This window comes from Actinacidiphila sp. bgisy167 (assembly GCF_965342175.1).
GTDB lineage: Bacteria > Actinomycetota > Actinomycetes > Streptomycetales > Streptomycetaceae > Actinacidiphila.
In genome coordinates this window covers 18,158-32,601 of sequence record NZ_CBDRBL010000009.1, presented here as the reverse complement: position 1 = coordinate 32,601, position 14,444 = coordinate 18,158, and the positions used below count along the sequence as shown (strand labels likewise).

13 protein-coding genes are annotated in these 14,444 nt (G+C 73.1%); 2 read left to right on the top strand and 11 right to left on the bottom strand.

All coding sequences use genetic code 11. From position 1 onward, the window contains the following. Nucleotides 1-59: 59 nt before the first annotated feature. The 3 genes from ACRWND_RS05600 to ACRWND_RS05590 form a co-directional block, all read right to left on the bottom strand. Nucleotides 60-1,046, bottom strand: coding sequence for a helix-turn-helix transcriptional regulator (locus tag ACRWND_RS05600; protein ID WP_431946527.1), 987 nt, complete (start codon nucleotides 1,044-1,046; stop codon nucleotides 60-62). 282 nt (nucleotides 1,047-1,328) lie between these two features. After that, nucleotides 1,329-2,390, bottom strand: a complete 1,062-nt coding sequence (locus tag ACRWND_RS05595; RefSeq protein WP_431946525.1) for a S1 family peptidase — start codon at nucleotides 2,388-2,390, stop codon at nucleotides 1,329-1,331. Nucleotides 2,391-2,741: 351 nt separating this feature from the next. After that, a complete protein-coding gene (locus tag ACRWND_RS05590) occupies nucleotides 2,742-3,878 on the bottom strand; it encodes a DUF5685 family protein (RefSeq protein ID WP_431946523.1) in 1,137 nt (378 codons plus the stop codon). Nucleotides 3,879-4,171: 293 nt separating this feature from the next. Here ACRWND_RS05590 and ACRWND_RS05585 point away from each other — a divergent pair, with 293 nt between their 5' ends. Continuing rightward, a complete protein-coding gene (locus ACRWND_RS05585) occupies nucleotides 4,172-4,621 on the top strand; it encodes a cell division protein SepF (protein WP_431946521.1) in 450 nt (149 codons plus the stop codon). Nucleotides 4,622-4,701: 80 nt separating this feature from the next. Here ACRWND_RS05585 and ACRWND_RS05580 read toward each other — a convergent pair whose 3' ends face one another. Both ACRWND_RS05580 and ACRWND_RS05575 read right to left on the bottom strand, forming a co-directional pair. Next, nucleotides 4,702-5,886, bottom strand: a complete 1,185-nt coding sequence (locus ACRWND_RS05580) for an acyl-CoA dehydrogenase family protein (protein WP_431946519.1) — start codon at nucleotides 5,884-5,886, stop codon at nucleotides 4,702-4,704. Nucleotides 5,887-5,968: 82 nt separating this feature from the next. Continuing rightward, nucleotides 5,969-7,597 carry an MFS transporter gene (locus tag ACRWND_RS05575; protein ID WP_431946517.1) on the bottom strand — a complete coding sequence of 543 codons (1,629 nt, stop codon included), beginning with the start codon at nucleotides 7,595-7,597 and terminating at the stop codon, nucleotides 5,969-5,971. A 536-nt stretch (nucleotides 7,598-8,133) separates the two neighbouring features. On the opposite strand from ACRWND_RS05575, the gene ACRWND_RS05570 reads away from it, so the two are divergent. Beyond that, on the top strand, nucleotides 8,134-9,138 hold the full coding sequence (locus tag ACRWND_RS05570; RefSeq protein ID WP_431946515.1) for a phosphatase PAP2 family protein: 1,005 nt from the start codon (nucleotides 8,134-8,136) through the stop codon (nucleotides 9,136-9,138). A 142-nt stretch (nucleotides 9,139-9,280) separates the two neighbouring features. On the opposite strand, the gene ACRWND_RS05565 is transcribed toward ACRWND_RS05570, so the two are convergent. The 6 genes from ACRWND_RS05565 to ACRWND_RS05540 all read right to left on the bottom strand — a co-directional run bounded on the left by ACRWND_RS05565 (nucleotide 9,281) and on the right by ACRWND_RS05540 (nucleotide 14,383). Further along, nucleotides 9,281-9,496, bottom strand: a complete 216-nt coding sequence (locus ACRWND_RS05565; RefSeq protein ID WP_431946513.1) for an I78 family peptidase inhibitor — start codon at nucleotides 9,494-9,496, stop codon at nucleotides 9,281-9,283. A gap of 218 nt (nucleotides 9,497-9,714) precedes the next feature. Beyond that, nucleotides 9,715-10,104, bottom strand: a complete 390-nt coding sequence (locus tag ACRWND_RS05560) for a DUF779 domain-containing protein (RefSeq protein ID WP_431946511.1) — start codon at nucleotides 10,102-10,104, stop codon at nucleotides 9,715-9,717. 4 nt (nucleotides 10,105-10,108) lie between these two features. Next, complete coding sequence (locus ACRWND_RS05555) at nucleotides 10,109-10,999, bottom strand: bifunctional DNA primase/polymerase (RefSeq protein ID WP_431946509.1); 891 nt, start codon at nucleotides 10,997-10,999, stop codon at nucleotides 10,109-10,111. Nucleotides 11,000-11,393: 394 nt separating this feature from the next. Continuing rightward, complete coding sequence (locus tag ACRWND_RS05550) at nucleotides 11,394-12,746, bottom strand: glycosyltransferase family 4 protein (protein ID WP_431946507.1); 1,353 nt, start codon at nucleotides 12,744-12,746, stop codon at nucleotides 11,394-11,396. Between the two features lie 399 nt (nucleotides 12,747-13,145). Beyond that, nucleotides 13,146-13,646, bottom strand: a complete 501-nt coding sequence (locus tag ACRWND_RS05545) for a transglycosylase family protein (protein WP_431946505.1) — start codon at nucleotides 13,644-13,646, stop codon at nucleotides 13,146-13,148. Between the two features lie 110 nt (nucleotides 13,647-13,756). Next, complete coding sequence (locus ACRWND_RS05540) at nucleotides 13,757-14,383, bottom strand: transglycosylase family protein (protein WP_431946503.1); 627 nt, start codon at nucleotides 14,381-14,383, stop codon at nucleotides 13,757-13,759. Nucleotides 14,384-14,444: the final 61 nt, after the last annotated feature.

Genomic DNA, 14,444 nt, shown 5'->3' with positions numbered 1-14,444 from the left:
AATCGCGGTACTTCCACGGTACCTCGCGGGTAACCTGCGGGAAACGGGGCGGAGGCCGCTCACGGTCCCGGTGGCGCCCCGGCGGCGTCCCCCCGCGGCGCGCCCGCCGCCCGGGCGAGCCGGTCCGCGACGGCCCGGAGCCGTTCGGCCGGCTCCAAGGGCTCCCGCACCTCGCAGTCGACACCGAGCATGCCGATGGAGACGGCGAGCGCGTCGAGGGACTCCGAACCGGCGCGCAGCACGCAACTGTCCGGCCCGGTGGATTCCACGGTCGCGTACGCGGCGTACTCGGCCACCGCCTCGGCGGGGGCGTGCACGACGACGACGGCCTGGTGGCGGTAGGCCCGCGAGGTGACGCCGTGGGCGACGTACGACGCGGCGTCGGCCGGCGGCCGCCGCGGCGTGAAGCGGGGGCCGGTCGGGGACTTCAGGTCCATCCGGTCCACACGGAAGGTCCGCCAGTCCTGCCGGTCGGTGTCCCAGGCGAGCAGATACCAGCGGCGGCCATGGTGCACCAGGCTGTGCGGCTCCACGGTGCGGCGGCCGACAGCGCCGCCGTGCGCCCGGTAGTCAAGCGCAGCCGTTCGCGGTCGCGGCAGGCGGCGCCGATCACGGTCAGCGCTTCCGGGGCGACGGCGCCCGGAAAGGCCCGCGGGCCGGGAGACCGCGACGGCTTCCATGGCCTGGGCGCGGCGACGCAACCGGGCGGGCAGCACCTGCTCCAGTTTGGCCAGGGCGCGCAGCGAGGTCTCCTCGATCCCCTCGACGCTGCCGCCGGCGCCGGTGCGCAGGCACAGCGCGACCGCGATCGCCTCCTCGTCGTCGAGCAGCAGCGGGGGCAGCGCGGCGCCCGCGCCCAGCCGGTAGCCGCCGGCCGGGCCAGGCGTGGCGTGCACGGGGTAGCCCAGGGCGCGCAGCCGCTCCACGTCGCGGCGCACCGTGCGGGCGGTGACGTCGAGGCGCTCGGCGAGTTCGGGCCCCGTCCAGTCGCGCCGGGACTGGAGCAGGGACAGCAGGCGCAGCAGTCGGGCGGAGGTTTCAGGCACAGCGGCAGTCTGACAGGCATCGCGGACGGGTCCTGACCGCGATCCGCCCTACCGTGACCGCCCATGGAGACGATCCCCGAAGGCGCCGTGCTGGACCGCCGGACACTCAACCGCTCGCTCCTGGCCCGGCAGTCGCTGCCGGGCCGGGTGCGCACCGGCGCCGCGCAGATGATCGAGGGGCTGGTGGGACTGCAGGCGCAGGAGCCCGCGCCCGCGTGCCCGGCGGCCGTGCGGCCGCCGGGCACGTCCGTGACGGAAGGGAGGCGCGGACCTCCCGGAGGGTCAGAAGACGCTGACGCCGTAGACGCTGAGCGCCTCCGTCACCGGCTGGAAGAAGGTCGTCCCGCCGGTGCGGCAGTCGCCGCTGCCGCCGGAGGTCAGACCCAGGGCGATGCCGCCGGAGGTGTACAGCGCGCCGCCGGAGTCGCCGCCCTCGGCGCACACATTGGTGCGGATCATCTGGTAGACCACGTCGCCGCCGCCGTAGTTGACGGTGGCGTTGAGGCCGGTGACCGTACCGCTGTGGATGCCGGTGGTGGAGCCGTCACGCAGGACGGCCTGGCCCACGAAGGCGTTGCCGGCACTGGTGATGTCGGTGTTGCCGGCCGTACCGCTCTTGGTGACGGAGGTGTTGCTGTACCGGACCAGGGCGTAGTCGTTGGTCGGGAAGCTGTAGCCGGCGTTCGAACCCAGCACTGTGGTCTGGCCGGAGTTGGAGTACCAGGTGGAGGCGACCTCGGCGCAGTGCCCGGCGGTGAGGAAGTAGTTGGTGCTGCCGCTGCGCACGTTGAAGCCCAGCGAGCAGCGGTAGCCGCCGCCGTAGATGGCGTCGCCGCCGGCTATCAGCCGCTTGTAGGTGCCGGCCTCGCGGCGGAGGGTGACCGCGTCGCCGTAGGAGGCGGTGGCTTCCCGCAGCTTGGCCATCTCGGCGCCGGAGACGGTGCTGTCGGCCGTTATCTCCAGTCGGTTGGTCCTGGGGTCGACGACCCACGAGGTGCCCGCGACGTCCGCGGCGAGCGTGGCCTTGCCGGCCTTCTCCAACTGGGCGGTGCTGTGCGCCACGAGCTTCGGGACCGCGCCGGCCGCGCTGACGGCCCGGGCCGCCTTGTCGTTGGTGACGTTGACGACCATGGCCTTGGCCTTGGCGTCGTAGTACGCACCTGCGGTGGAGGTGGAGCCGAGGGACGTGGTGAGTGCGGCTGCGGCCTCGGGGGTCGCCGTGGGCGCGGGGGCGGCCTGGGCGGCGGGCAGGGCGAGCGCGGTGGCCGCGAGCAGACCGGACGCCACAGCGATCAGCCGTGCGCGTCTCGGGACGAGGGTGTGAGTGGTGCGCTTGATCCTCACGGTTTCCTCCTGTGGGGGAAGGGAAGTTGACCCGCGTAGCGCGGGCCGGTGAGGCGCAGTGAAGGCGCCGCCTTGCTGTGGGGATGGCGTGTTCCTGACAATTCCTACGCCTCACCGGGAGTATTCAGAGTCGGGCACAAGCGCACAAGGGCGGGTTTCGGCCGCATCACACTCCCGTAACACTCCGATACCGGCGTGTATCCGCTTACATGACGACGTATCACCTGCTACTCCACGCACCGGCTGGCGAGATGCCCGCCTTTTCGGCCCAGCCTCAGCTTTGGCGCGAAGGGACGGCTCCGCTGCCCCTGCCCCTGCCCCGGGGCCGGCGCCGGATCAGCCGGCGCTGCGTCAGCAGTCGCAGCCGCAGCAGTCGCAGTCGCAGCAGCCGTCTCCACAGCTGTCTCCGCAGCCGCAGTCGCAGTCGCACCTGGAGCACCAGCCTTCGCGCCGTTCACCGCTCCAGGGGTCGTCATAGTGCTCCTGGCAGCAGAGCCGGCAGGTGCAGCAGAGCCCCGCGAACACCGCACACCCGGCGAGGAGTCCTCGGCGGGGGCCCTGTCGGCGCGCAGGGCCGGGGGTCCGCCAGGGCGACCCCACCGGACCTCCGGGCCCGCCCGGGTGGTGTGCGCACGAGGCGCCGAACACCCGGTCCACGGACCGCCGCAGCTCGTGGGCGAGCAGGAGGCGGGCGAGGGCGCCGTCGGTGAACTCGACCTCGCGCAGCGCCAGCCGGATGCCGTGCACGGCGTCGTCGCACAGCCGCCGCGCCTCCTCCAGGCTCGCGCCGGTGGCGGTCAGCGGGTTCCACGCCCCCGCCGCCGCGTCGGCGTCCAGGTCCTCCACGGCGTCGAGCAGGTGCGCGAGACGGCCGAAGAGCCGGCCCGCCTCCTCCAGCGGGGCACGGTTCGCCGGGCGTCCGGCCAGCACGGCCGTGTGGGCGAACGCGGCGGCGGTCGCGGTCTCGGTGGGCTCGGTGACGGTCGGCAGCGATGTGCCGGGCCCCGCGGCCGCCTCCACGGCGGTCTGCCGGCCGGCCGCCTCCACCAGCACCGCGGTGTCGAAGCCGAGCCCCGAACCGGTCACGGCCCCCGCGCGGTCCCAGCGCCGGGCCACCGAGCGGGCCGCGGCGGCGACCGGGCGGCGGGCCGGCAGCCCGTCCCCGTCCGCCATGTGGTCGCGCAGCTTCGCCGAGGCCAGCACCAGCGAGACCGCGGCGGCCAGCCGGGCGCCCTCCCCTGTGGCGACGAGCGCGGTGCGCATCGCGCGCAGCGGGCACCGCCCCGCGGTGCGGCGACGGCTCTCCGTCCGTCCGGCCTGCGCCTCGACCAGCACCGAGATGACGAGCCCGTCGTAATTCGTGGCGGGCCTGGCCAGTTGACCGTGCTCATCCCGCAGGACGAGGCAGAGGCCGCACAGATGAGCCGCCCACTCCATGGCGAGCCTCTCCGGCAGACGGTGCCTGCACGGCCTGACGATTCCGAACATCGCGGTCCCCCGTACGTCATTCGCAGCAGCGGAGCATGTCATCGGCTGGTCGTCCGGTACCCCCGCCCGTTCGGCTGTCCGGCGGTGCGCCCTCACTCTACCGAGCGAGACCCTTTCCGATGATCCGTCAGAAGACGTATGACATGGGTTGACTGGGGGCCACTAGTGCGATTTATGCACCAGGTCTGTCACGAATCCACCCCACAGTGGGTATCCGCTTGGCGCAACATCCGCATCATGCACGACCATAGAGGTGCGGACGGCAGACTGACCGCGTGCGAGAGGAGGCGTCCATGGGATCGGTACGACGGGCGAGCGCCTGGCTGGGACTCGTCGACGACAACAGCGCCGAGGAGTACTACGACGAGGATTACGCCGATTACGGCGACGGCGCCGAGGCGTCCTCCCCCGACTCCTGGGTCACCGACCCCCGCGTGCGCGTGGCCTCCGACTCGGCGGAGGAGCAGGGCCGCAGGATCGCCACCGTCACCCCGGACGGCTTCCGGGACGCCCGCGGCATCGGCGAGCTGTTCCGGGACGGCGTCCCGGTCATCGTCAACCTGACGGCCATGGAGCCCGCCGACGCCAAGCGCGTCGTCGACTTCGCGGCCGGTCTCACCTTCGGTCTGCGCGGTTCCATCGACCGTGTGGCCAACCGCGTCTTCCTGCTGACCCCGCCCGACTACCTGGTCGTCAACGCCGACAACAAGCGCGGCGGCGACGGGTTCTTCAACCAGAACTGACCGCGGCGGCCCCCGGTGCCGCGGACACCGGAGCGCGCCGCGGACACCGGAGCGCGCCGCGGCCACCGGAAGGCGCCGCTCTACCGGAAGGCGTCCAGGCCGGTGAGCGCCTTGCCGAGCACGAGCTGGTGCATCTCGACGGTGCCCTCGTAGGTGAGCACCGACTCCAGATTGGTCGCGTGCCGCATGACGGGGTACTCCAGGGAGATGCCGTTCGCGCCGAGCACGGTCCGGGCCGTGCGGCAGATCTCGAGCGCCTCGCGCACATTGTTGAGCTTGCCGAAGCTCACCTGCTCCGGACGGAGCGTCCCCGCGTCCATGCGCCGCCCGAGGTGGTGGGCGAGGAGGACGCCCTTGTGCAGTTCCAGCGCCATGTCGGCGAGCTTCGCCTGGGTCAGCTGGAAGCCGCCGATGGGCCGGCCGAACTGCTCACGGGTGCGGGCGTACTCCAGAGCCGCCTCGAAACTGCTGCGCGCGGCGCCCATGGCGCCCCAGACGATGCCGTAGCGGGCGTGGTTCAGGCAGCTGAGCGGACCGCGCAGGCCGGTGACCTCGGGGAGGACGGCGTCGGCGGGCAGGCGCACGTCGTCCATCACCAGCTCGCTGGTGACGGAGGCGCGCAGCGACCACTTGTGCTTGATCTCGGGGGCGGAGAACCCGGGGGCGTCCGTGGGCACGGCGAAGCCGCGGATGCCCTCGTCGGTGCGGGCCCACACCACGGCGACGCCGGCGACCGAACCGTTGGTGATCCACATCTTGCGGCCGTTCAGGATCCAGTCGGATCCGTCCCGCTTGGCGTGGGTGCGCATGCCCGCCGGGTCCGAGCCGTGGTCCGGTTCGGTGAGTCCGAAGCAGCCGATGACCTCGCCGGCCGCCATCTGCGGCAGCCACCGCTGCTTCTGCTCCTCGGAGCCGTAGCGGTGGATGGCGTACATCGCCAGCGAGCCCTGGACGGAGACCAGCGAGCGGATGCCGGAGTCGGCCGCCTCCAGCTCCAGGCAGGCCAGGCCGTACTGCACGGCGGTGGCGCCCGCGCAGCCGTAGCCCGTCAGCGACATGCCCAGCGCGCCGATCGAACCCAGTTCCCGGGCCAGCTCGCGGATCCCGGGCAGTTCGCCGCGCTCGTACCACTGCGCCACGTGCGGCAGCACGCGGTCGGCGGCCCAGCCGCGGACGGTGTCCCGCACCGCGCGGTCCTCGTCCTCCAGCAGGTCGTCGAGGCCGAGCGGGTCGTACGGGTCGAACTGCGGCTTTCCAGCGGACATCGTCGTCCTCTCCGGTGATCACTGCGCTTCGCCGACGAAGCTACTTCCGCGGCGGGAGCGGGTAAAGCCCCCGGAGGTGTGCTCAGCGCGACGCGTCGGCGCCGGCCAGGGCGTGCTCGCGGGGCGCCGGGATCCCGGGCGCCGCGGGCCACTGGGCCGCCGCGCCGCACTCCATACGGCGGGGCAGCCGCAGCGCGGCGACCGCGCCGAGCAGCAACAGGGCCGCGCTGACCACCAGGGTGAGGTGCATCCCGTGGACGAAGGCGTGGCGTGCGGCATGCCGCAGGGACGCCCCGGCCGAACCGCCGAGGTGGTCGGAGACCTCGTAGGCCTCGCCGAGCGACTTCCCGGCCGACGCGCGGGCGTCCGCCGGCACTCCGGGGACCCGGCCGACGGCGGGGGCGTAGGCGGCGTTCATGACGCTGCCCAGCAGGGCGATGCCGAGGCCGGCGCCCAGTTGGTAGGACGTCTCGCCGATCGCCGCCGCGCCGCCCGCCTGTTCCGCGGGTGCGTCGCTGAGCATGGACTCGTACGCGCCGAAGAGCGTGGTCTCCAGCCCGAAGCCGAGCAGAACGAAACCCGCGGTCAGCACAGCGGGCCGGTCGTGCTGGCCCATCAGGGTCAGCACGAGCACCGCGCCTGCGGTGAGGACGAAACCGGAGCTCACCATGGCACGCGGGCCGAGGCCGCCGAGCATCCGCGAGCCCAGGAGCCCCGCGGCCATGGCGGCGAGGGTGAGCGGCAGCAGCCGCACCCCCGTCTGCAGCGGGCTCAGGTCGAGGACCAGTTGCAGATACTGAACGGCGATCAGTTCGAGGCCGACGAGGGCGAGCAGCGCCAGCACGATGCAGCCCACGGAGGTGCCGAAGGCCGGCCTGCCGAACATGCGTATGTCGATGAGCGGGTGCTCGCGCCGCCGCTGCCGGCGTACGAACAGCACCAGCAGGGCCGCCCCGGCGAGCAGCGGGACGAGCGCGGAGGGCTCGTACGGAGCCGCTCCGCCGCCGATCTGCTTGACGCCGAGGATGGCGCCGAGGATGCCCAGCGCGGCCATCACCGCGCCGAGGACGTCCCAGGGACCGTCCAGCTTGCCGCGCGACTCCGGCAGCAGCCAGCGGGCCACCGGAAGGATGGCTGCCATCAGCGGGATGTTGATCAGAAAGACCGAGCCCCACCAGAAGTGCTCGACGAGGAAGCCGCCGAGGACCGGCCCGACGGCCGCGCCGACGGCCGCGACGGCGCTCCACACGCCGATGGCGACGGCCCGCTCCTGGCGGTCGGGGAAGACCTGCCGGAGGATCGACAGCGTCGCCGGCATGATCATCGCGCCGCCGACGCCGAGCAGAGCGCGGGCCGCGATGAGGACGCGCGGGTCGGGTGCGAAGGCGGCCACCGCCGAGGCTGCCGCGAAGATCGTGTAACCGAGCAGCAGGATCCTGCGCCTTCCGACCCGGTCGCCCAACGTGCCGAAGAGGATGAGCAGGGACGCGGCGACGAGCGGGTAGGCGTCGACGATCCACAGCAGCTCTATCGCTCCGGGGCGCAGGTCCTCGCTCACCGCGGGAACGGCGACGTGCAGCACGGTCGCGTCGAGCGCGACGAGCAGCAGGCTGACGCAGAGGACGATCAGCACGGTCCAGCGGTTGACCGGCCGAGTGTGCCGTGGGACGGCGGCAGGCGCGGGGATGCCGGCCGAGGACGTCCCTGTCATGTACGTACCTCCCAGCGGTGCGCTCGCGGTCGCTGGGCAGGACGAGGGGACGGTCCTGGGGGAACCCAGTGACGAGGGCGAGTGAAGTCGTCAGACTACGCGAGTCCGCGCCGATGGCGAGTGGCGCGTGTCACGTTCTCCCGTGACCGGCACAGCGCAGGCCACGCGCCGGCCACCCACGGGTCACCCGTGCGAGAACTGCCGGACACCTCCCTTGCGCGGGCGAACGGGCATCCGCCCGGATCGCCGGCGCTCGGACCGGCCGGGCCGGCGAGCCGCCCCGAGGGGGGCGAGCCCCGGCGGAAGTGACGGCCGATCAACGGCGGCCACTGCGCACGAAAAACCATGGCCGTATTTTCCGCGAACAGCACTCGGCGCACGTCGAAACACAAAAACAATGAGTTCCCGCATTCGGCTCAATGCACATGCCGGCCCTGCCGCCATTGGGTGGAGTGAGACGCAGTCCACATCACATGGTCATTACGAACCAGCCCTTCCGGCCGAACTCCGCCATCACACGCTGTAACGTCGATTGAGTGCGTACCGATGACAAGCCTCGCCTCGTGGAGGAGCCCGGGACAGCTCAGGCGCCACCCGGCATGAGCCGGACACGCGTACTGCTGTTCGGCTCGACGCTCGTGGCCTATGTGGCCATCGTCGTAGCCGTCCTGACCACGTCCAAACTCGTGACGCTGGACTGGCAGGTGATGATGTGGCGGCCGTACAAGCAATGGCCGCAGATCCACGCGTTCCTCGACTACTTCGTCGTCCTGGGACAGCGCGGCCCGACGGCCGTGATCGTGGCCTCCTGGCTGGGCTGGCGCGCCTGGCGTCAGCGCACCCTGCACCCGCTGCTCGTGCTGGGCACGTCGCTGCTGCTGCTGAACGTCACGGTGGGCGCGGTGAAATACGGTCTCGGCAGGCTGGGCCCGCACTACGCGACCACCGCCGGATCCGCCGAACTCTTTGCCGGCGGCGATATATTTCCCTCCGGTCACACCGCGAACGCCGTGGTGACCTGGGGCGTCCTGGCCTATCTCGCCTCCACCCCGTGGGTCCGCCGGGTCGCCTCCGTGATCGCCGCCCTGCTGGCGCTGGGCGTCGGCATGACCACCATCTACCTCGGCACCCACTGGGTCAGCGACGTCCTGCTCGGCTGGGCGGCCGGCCTGCTGATCCTGCTGGCACTGCCCTGGTTCGAGCCCCTGATGGCCTCCGCCGAGCAGCGGATCACAGCCGCCTGGGAGCGGCGCCGCGCCACCGGCCCGGTTCCGGCGGCAGCCCGCCTCGCGAACACGGCGGCGGCCCCCGGCCAGCTCTGCGACAACCCGGACGGCCTACTCGAGCCCGTCGTTCTCAGCGGCCGCGCGACGGCGTCCGCCTCGGGGGTACCGCACCACCCGGCACATCCGCACACCAACCGGCACGAGCGCACCCCGGTCACCCCCTCCGGCAGCCGCCGACCGCCCGCCGACCGGCCGGGCCGCCCGGCGCCCGTCGGCCAGGCCGGCGCTGCCCGCCGCCGCGGCGCCACCGGCTGACCGGCCGCGGGGCAGGTACGCACGCTCCCACCCCGCCCAAGGCCGCACGAAGGCCCTGACCGCCCCGAGACGGGCGGCCAGGGCCTTCTTCCGTACGGGGCGCCGTGTCCTTCTGCGCGGCGCCGTGCGGGGGCCGGAGACCTCAGCCGCTCCAGCAGCGGATCACCCGGCCGCCCTGGACGGTGAAGTTGAGCCGGCCCACCCGGTACTCCATGGTGATGACGGCGCCCGGCGGCAGGGCGCGCACCGTGCTCCAGCCGCGCTCGGTGGCCCGGCGCTCGGCGTCGTCGGCCGGGAGGCCGACGTAGGAGTCCGGTTCGTCCTGCGGTTGCCGTGCGGCGATCGGATCGGTTGCCATATGAGCAACCGTAGGCGCACACGAGCCGTGACGGAAGGAGTGGGCGACTTGATCGTCACACTTGTGTCACAGAATCCCGGTCGGCGTTTGGCGTGCACCGTTCACTCTTTGGGGGTGACTTTTCCCGGCGGCCACCGAATTCACGGACCTGGCCCCTGAATATCGTCCGGAGCGGTCGCGCGGAATTCCCGGCGAACGTCCCACACACATCCCTCACATCACATCCCAAGCGTCGACAACTCGTCGTCCGTCAGCAGTCGGGAACGAATGAGAAACCGGTTGCCCGTCGGCGCTTCCAGCGAGAAGCCGCTGCCGCGCCCGGGCACCACGTCGATCGTCAGATGGGTGTGGCTCCAGTAGGCGAACTGGTCGCGCGACATCCACACCGGCACCGGATCGATGCCCGGGACGCCGAGGTCGCCGAGGTGCACGTCGGAGTCCCCGGTGAGGAACTCCCCCAGCGGGTAGCACATGGGCGAGCTGCCGTCACAGCAGCCGCCGGACTGGTGGAACATCAACGGGCCGTGCTGGTCGGCGAGGCGCCGCAGCAGCCTCGCTGCCTCATCGGTGACGGCGACCCGGGCGGCCCTCGGTGCGGTTGAGGTCATGGGGTCAGAGTGCTCCCGCCGAGCGCCGCCCGCCAGACCGCCGCAGGACGTGCCGCCGGGCGGAGCCCACGGTCGACGCGGCCTCGCGTTCCGGCAGACCGACGCGGACGGCCGCTTCGACCATCCGGGCGGCGACGTGGTCCCCGTGCCCGTTCTCGAACGCCCGGCAGGCGGCCCAGAAGAGCCGCTCGTTGCGCTCCCCCACCGGCGAAGCGAGGACGAAGCGGATCAGCGGCTCGGCCGCGCCCGCCGTCGTGCCCGTCGTGGCCCGCCCGGCCCGGCGCTGCGGGGACGCCAGCAGCAGCCGCAGCAGCCGCCTTGGCACGGCGGCAGGCGGCATCGAGGCCGTCGGCGGGTCCCAGCGGTAGCGGCCCGCCGTGGTGACCGAGCCCGGCCCCACCAGGTAGCCGCCGCTGCCGCGCACGTCGATCCCAGGGCCGAGCCTGCGCACGGAGTTCGGCACGATCACTTCGGCCGGCCCGCGCAGCCACAGGTGCCGGCCGCCGCTCGGGGTGAGCACCGTACGCGTCCACGGCACGGCGAAGCCCCACCGGGCGGCGAGGTCCACCAGGTCGGTCACACCGTCGACGCCGTCCTTGCGGTCGAGGTCGAGGCCGATCAGATGGTGCGGCGACCGCCCGCACGCGATCCCGTACCCGCTGGCCCAGGGCGCCGCCGCGAACAACTCGGCTATCCGGGCGGGCTCGGTGGCGGCGTCGTGCACCCCGTGACCGAGCCGTCCGCACTGTCCGCGGCACATGCCACGGCCGGTCTCCCCGCGGTGCGGTGAACGGATCGCGGGGAGCTTGGTCCGCGACAGCGGGATGACCGGGAGGCCGCGCCGCGCGGCCGCGAGCGCGCATTCCAGCGCGCGGTCGTGCTCCGGATGCGTCACGGGGTGCCCCCCTCGATGCGCTACGGCATGACCCCCTCATCGTAATTTCGTTCGACCGGACGCTCAATGACGCACCGAGCAGGCAGAACGCGCCCGCGAGCCGCCCCACCGGATCCGGCCGATCACGAACGGCGGGGACCGGCCGGAGCGGGCGCGATCAGGCCCGACCTCCCGGCACTCGGCGTCGACCTCACCGCGGACTCCTCCGAACCCGCCGTCGGGAGATCTCTCCCTCCTCATCCCTCTTCATCGGCGACGCCGGTGTGGTCCCCGGCGACGCCCGCCATCCGCGCCCGCCGTCCCCGCCGTCCGCCTCGCGCGCGGCCGGGGTCCCACCGTGCCGGACGCGGGCAGCCGGCACCCTCCTCCGGGCGGAGCCGTTCGACGACACGCGCTATCGGTCGGTCGGCCCCCCGACCGGCGATCCACCCTTCGTTCCGTGCCCGCGAAGCATGCCCCGCGCCTTGCCCCGCAGCTTCTTGCGGAGGCGGCGAGCCCGCCGCCGCGCCGCGCCGGCCAGGTCCTTGCCGGAGTACGCGACACCCACGCCCAGGCCGCCGACATGGCGTCCGACGGCACGCAGCCTGCCCCCCGTCCCCGCCCGGCGGGCGACCAGTTCCTCCATCAGGCCCTCGAAGGCGCCGGCGATCTGCGCGGGGTCGTAGCGGGCGCCCTTCTCCAGGGCTGCCCTGCCCATCCGCTGACGGAGCTCGTCGTCGTTGATCAGCCGGAGTATCGCCGCCGCCAGCCCGTCCACGTCCCGCGGGGGCACCAGCAGACCGTCCACCCCGTCGCCGATGATCTCGCCGGGGCCGAGCGGGCAGTCCGTGCTCACCACCGGCAGGCCCACCCGCATCGCCTCGACGATGGTCATGCCGAACGACTCGGTGCTGGAGGACACCGCGAGCAGCGAGGCCTTGGCCATCTCCGGCTCGATCGGCGACGCCGCGCCCATCATCGTCACCCGGTCCCCGACGTCCAGGTCGGCGATGAGCCGCTCCAGCTTCTGCTTCTCCCCGCCCGTGCCGTACAGCCGCAGACCCCAGTCGGGGCGTTCCCGCGCGACCTTGGCGAAGGCTCGGATGAGGTCCCCGTAACGCTTGACCGGGGCCAGCCGGCCGACGGCCACGACGTACCTGGCGTCCAGGGTGCTGGGCGCGATGCCCGGGTCGGGGACGCTGTTCGGCACGGCGACCACCCGCACCCCGGGCAGCCGCAGTCTGCGGCGGTAGCAGGCGGCGTCGGCCTCGGTGGTCGTGGTGACGGCGTCCAGCCGTGGGTACAGCCGGCGCAGCGTGAGCACCAGCGGCACGGAGTGGGTGTCCAGCGTCAGGTGCTCCTGCGCGATCCGGACGGCGTGACGCGGGGCCTGCAGGGCGATGTGGACGTTCAGCCCGGGGCGCGTGCCGATGACGACGTCGGCGTCCAGGGACGCCAGATGGGCCGCGATCCGCCGGTCGGTGAGGGCGTTGTACTGCTGGTAGCGGTTCTCGCCGGACGGGAAGACCTTCGCCGGCCTGCCGTACAGCGGGTCGTCGAGATCGCACGTCCCGCCGCCGCGGCGCAGGTCCAGCAGATGGCGCAGGCCGACGCGCGGGTCGAGGGCGAACGTGGGCTCGTCACGGTGGCGGAAGACGGAGACGATCTCGACCTCGTGCCGTTCAGCCAGGGCGCTGGCCAGGTTGTAGGTCGTGCGGATGGTGCCCCCGACCCCGTACGCATTGTGGATCAGTATGGAAATACGCATGCGTCCCCGTGTTCCTGCTCCCATGGACCGGTGCCCGCCGTCGTGCTGGAAAGACCCCGCTCACCAGACCCACAGGTTGTACCGGTTCGCCTTCTCGTACGCCCTCGTGTCCGCACTGTTTCCCCCCTGTGACGTTTGTCACCGGTTCCGGGGCGGCGGGCAGGCGCTCCACGCTGCCTTCCCCGGATCGGCCGGCCGCTCGGGCCACGGGTGGCGCTGTCACCCCGCCGGGCTACGGACAGGGACTCGCCGGGTGACGGCCGCGGGCCGCGGGCGCGGGCACGACGGTGGGGCGGGCGGTCCGGCGTGAGCGCGGCAACGGCCGGGACGCTGCGGCCGAAACGGTGCGGCCTGACCGGCGGTCCAGGTCGGAGCGCCGCCGCAGTGCTCCCGACGGCCTCACTTCGGCAGGCGCAGCAGTGTCCCCGGGGTGAGCTGCCGGTTCGGGTCGGAGCCGATGACGTCCTGGTTGAGCCGGTACAGCTCCGCCGCGCCGCCGCTGACGTCGAAGCGCCGGGCCACCGACTCCAGGGTCTCGCCGCGCTGCAGCGCGTGCGCCCGCCCGGACAGCCGCAGGCGCTGCGCGCAGGTCGGCCAGGCCTCCCAGCCCTGGTCGCGCAGGATCTCCTCGGCGACGGTCACCTGCTGGTCGGGGGTGGCGCGGTCGGGCCTGGGAGCCAGGTCGAGACCACCGTGTTCGGCCCAGGTGGGCTGGAAGATCTGCAGCCCACCGTAGAAGCCGTTGCCGGTGTTGGTGTTCCAGCGGTTGCTGCTCTCGCAGGTCGCCAGCTCCAGCCAGACGGGTGCGTGTCCGTCGGCCTGCGCGGCCCCTGACGCGAGGGCCGCCGACGCGGCGAGCGATACGAGCGCGGTCACCGCGAGACGGCGGGGACGGGACATGCGGGCCAGGTTAGGCGCGGCGGTGGCGGCAGCCGCCTCCCGCCGCGCCGTGCGCGCCCCGGGGCCCACCCGGTCGGAGCACGGCCGGGTGGGCAGGGGTGCGCGGAGGGTCAGATCGACAGCCGCTGACCGGGAAGGATCAGGTTGGGGTCGGCGCCGATCACGGACCGGTTGACGGCGTAGAGCTTCTTCCAGGTCGTCCCATGGGCCGCCGCGATGCCGCTCAGGGTGTCGCCGCTGCGGACGCGGTAGTCGCCGTGGCCCTTCGCGACCCGGCTCTGGCCGCGGTCGGTACGGCCTGCGGCACCGCGCGACTGCCGCTGCGGCGCCGGGGACGTGTGCCGCCTCTCGGGCGCGGTCGGGGCGGCGCCGAGGGCGGGGGCGCTCCCGTAGGCGCCGGCACGGGCGGAGCAGGTGGGCCATGCCCCCCAGCCCTGCGCCCGCTGCACCTTGACGGCGACGGCGATCTGCTGCTCACGGCTCGCCCGGTCGGCGGTCGCCGCGTACACGGTCCCCCCGTAGGCGCGCCATGTCCCGGCCGAGAACTGGAGTCCTCCGTAGTATCCGTTACCGGTGTCGATGTGCCAGTCTCCCCCGCTCTCGCAGCGCGCGATGCGGTCCCAGACCCCGCTGTCGGCGGCCTTCGCGGGCCCCGCGACGGCCATGAGGGCCAGCGGGGCGAGGACGGTGACGCCGGCGGCGGCTGCGGACCGGCGGTACGTGCCTGATACGGCCATCAGATCCCTCTCCACGGACCCGGGACTCCCCCACGTCGCCGCACCCCTGGTGCGGCGGCCG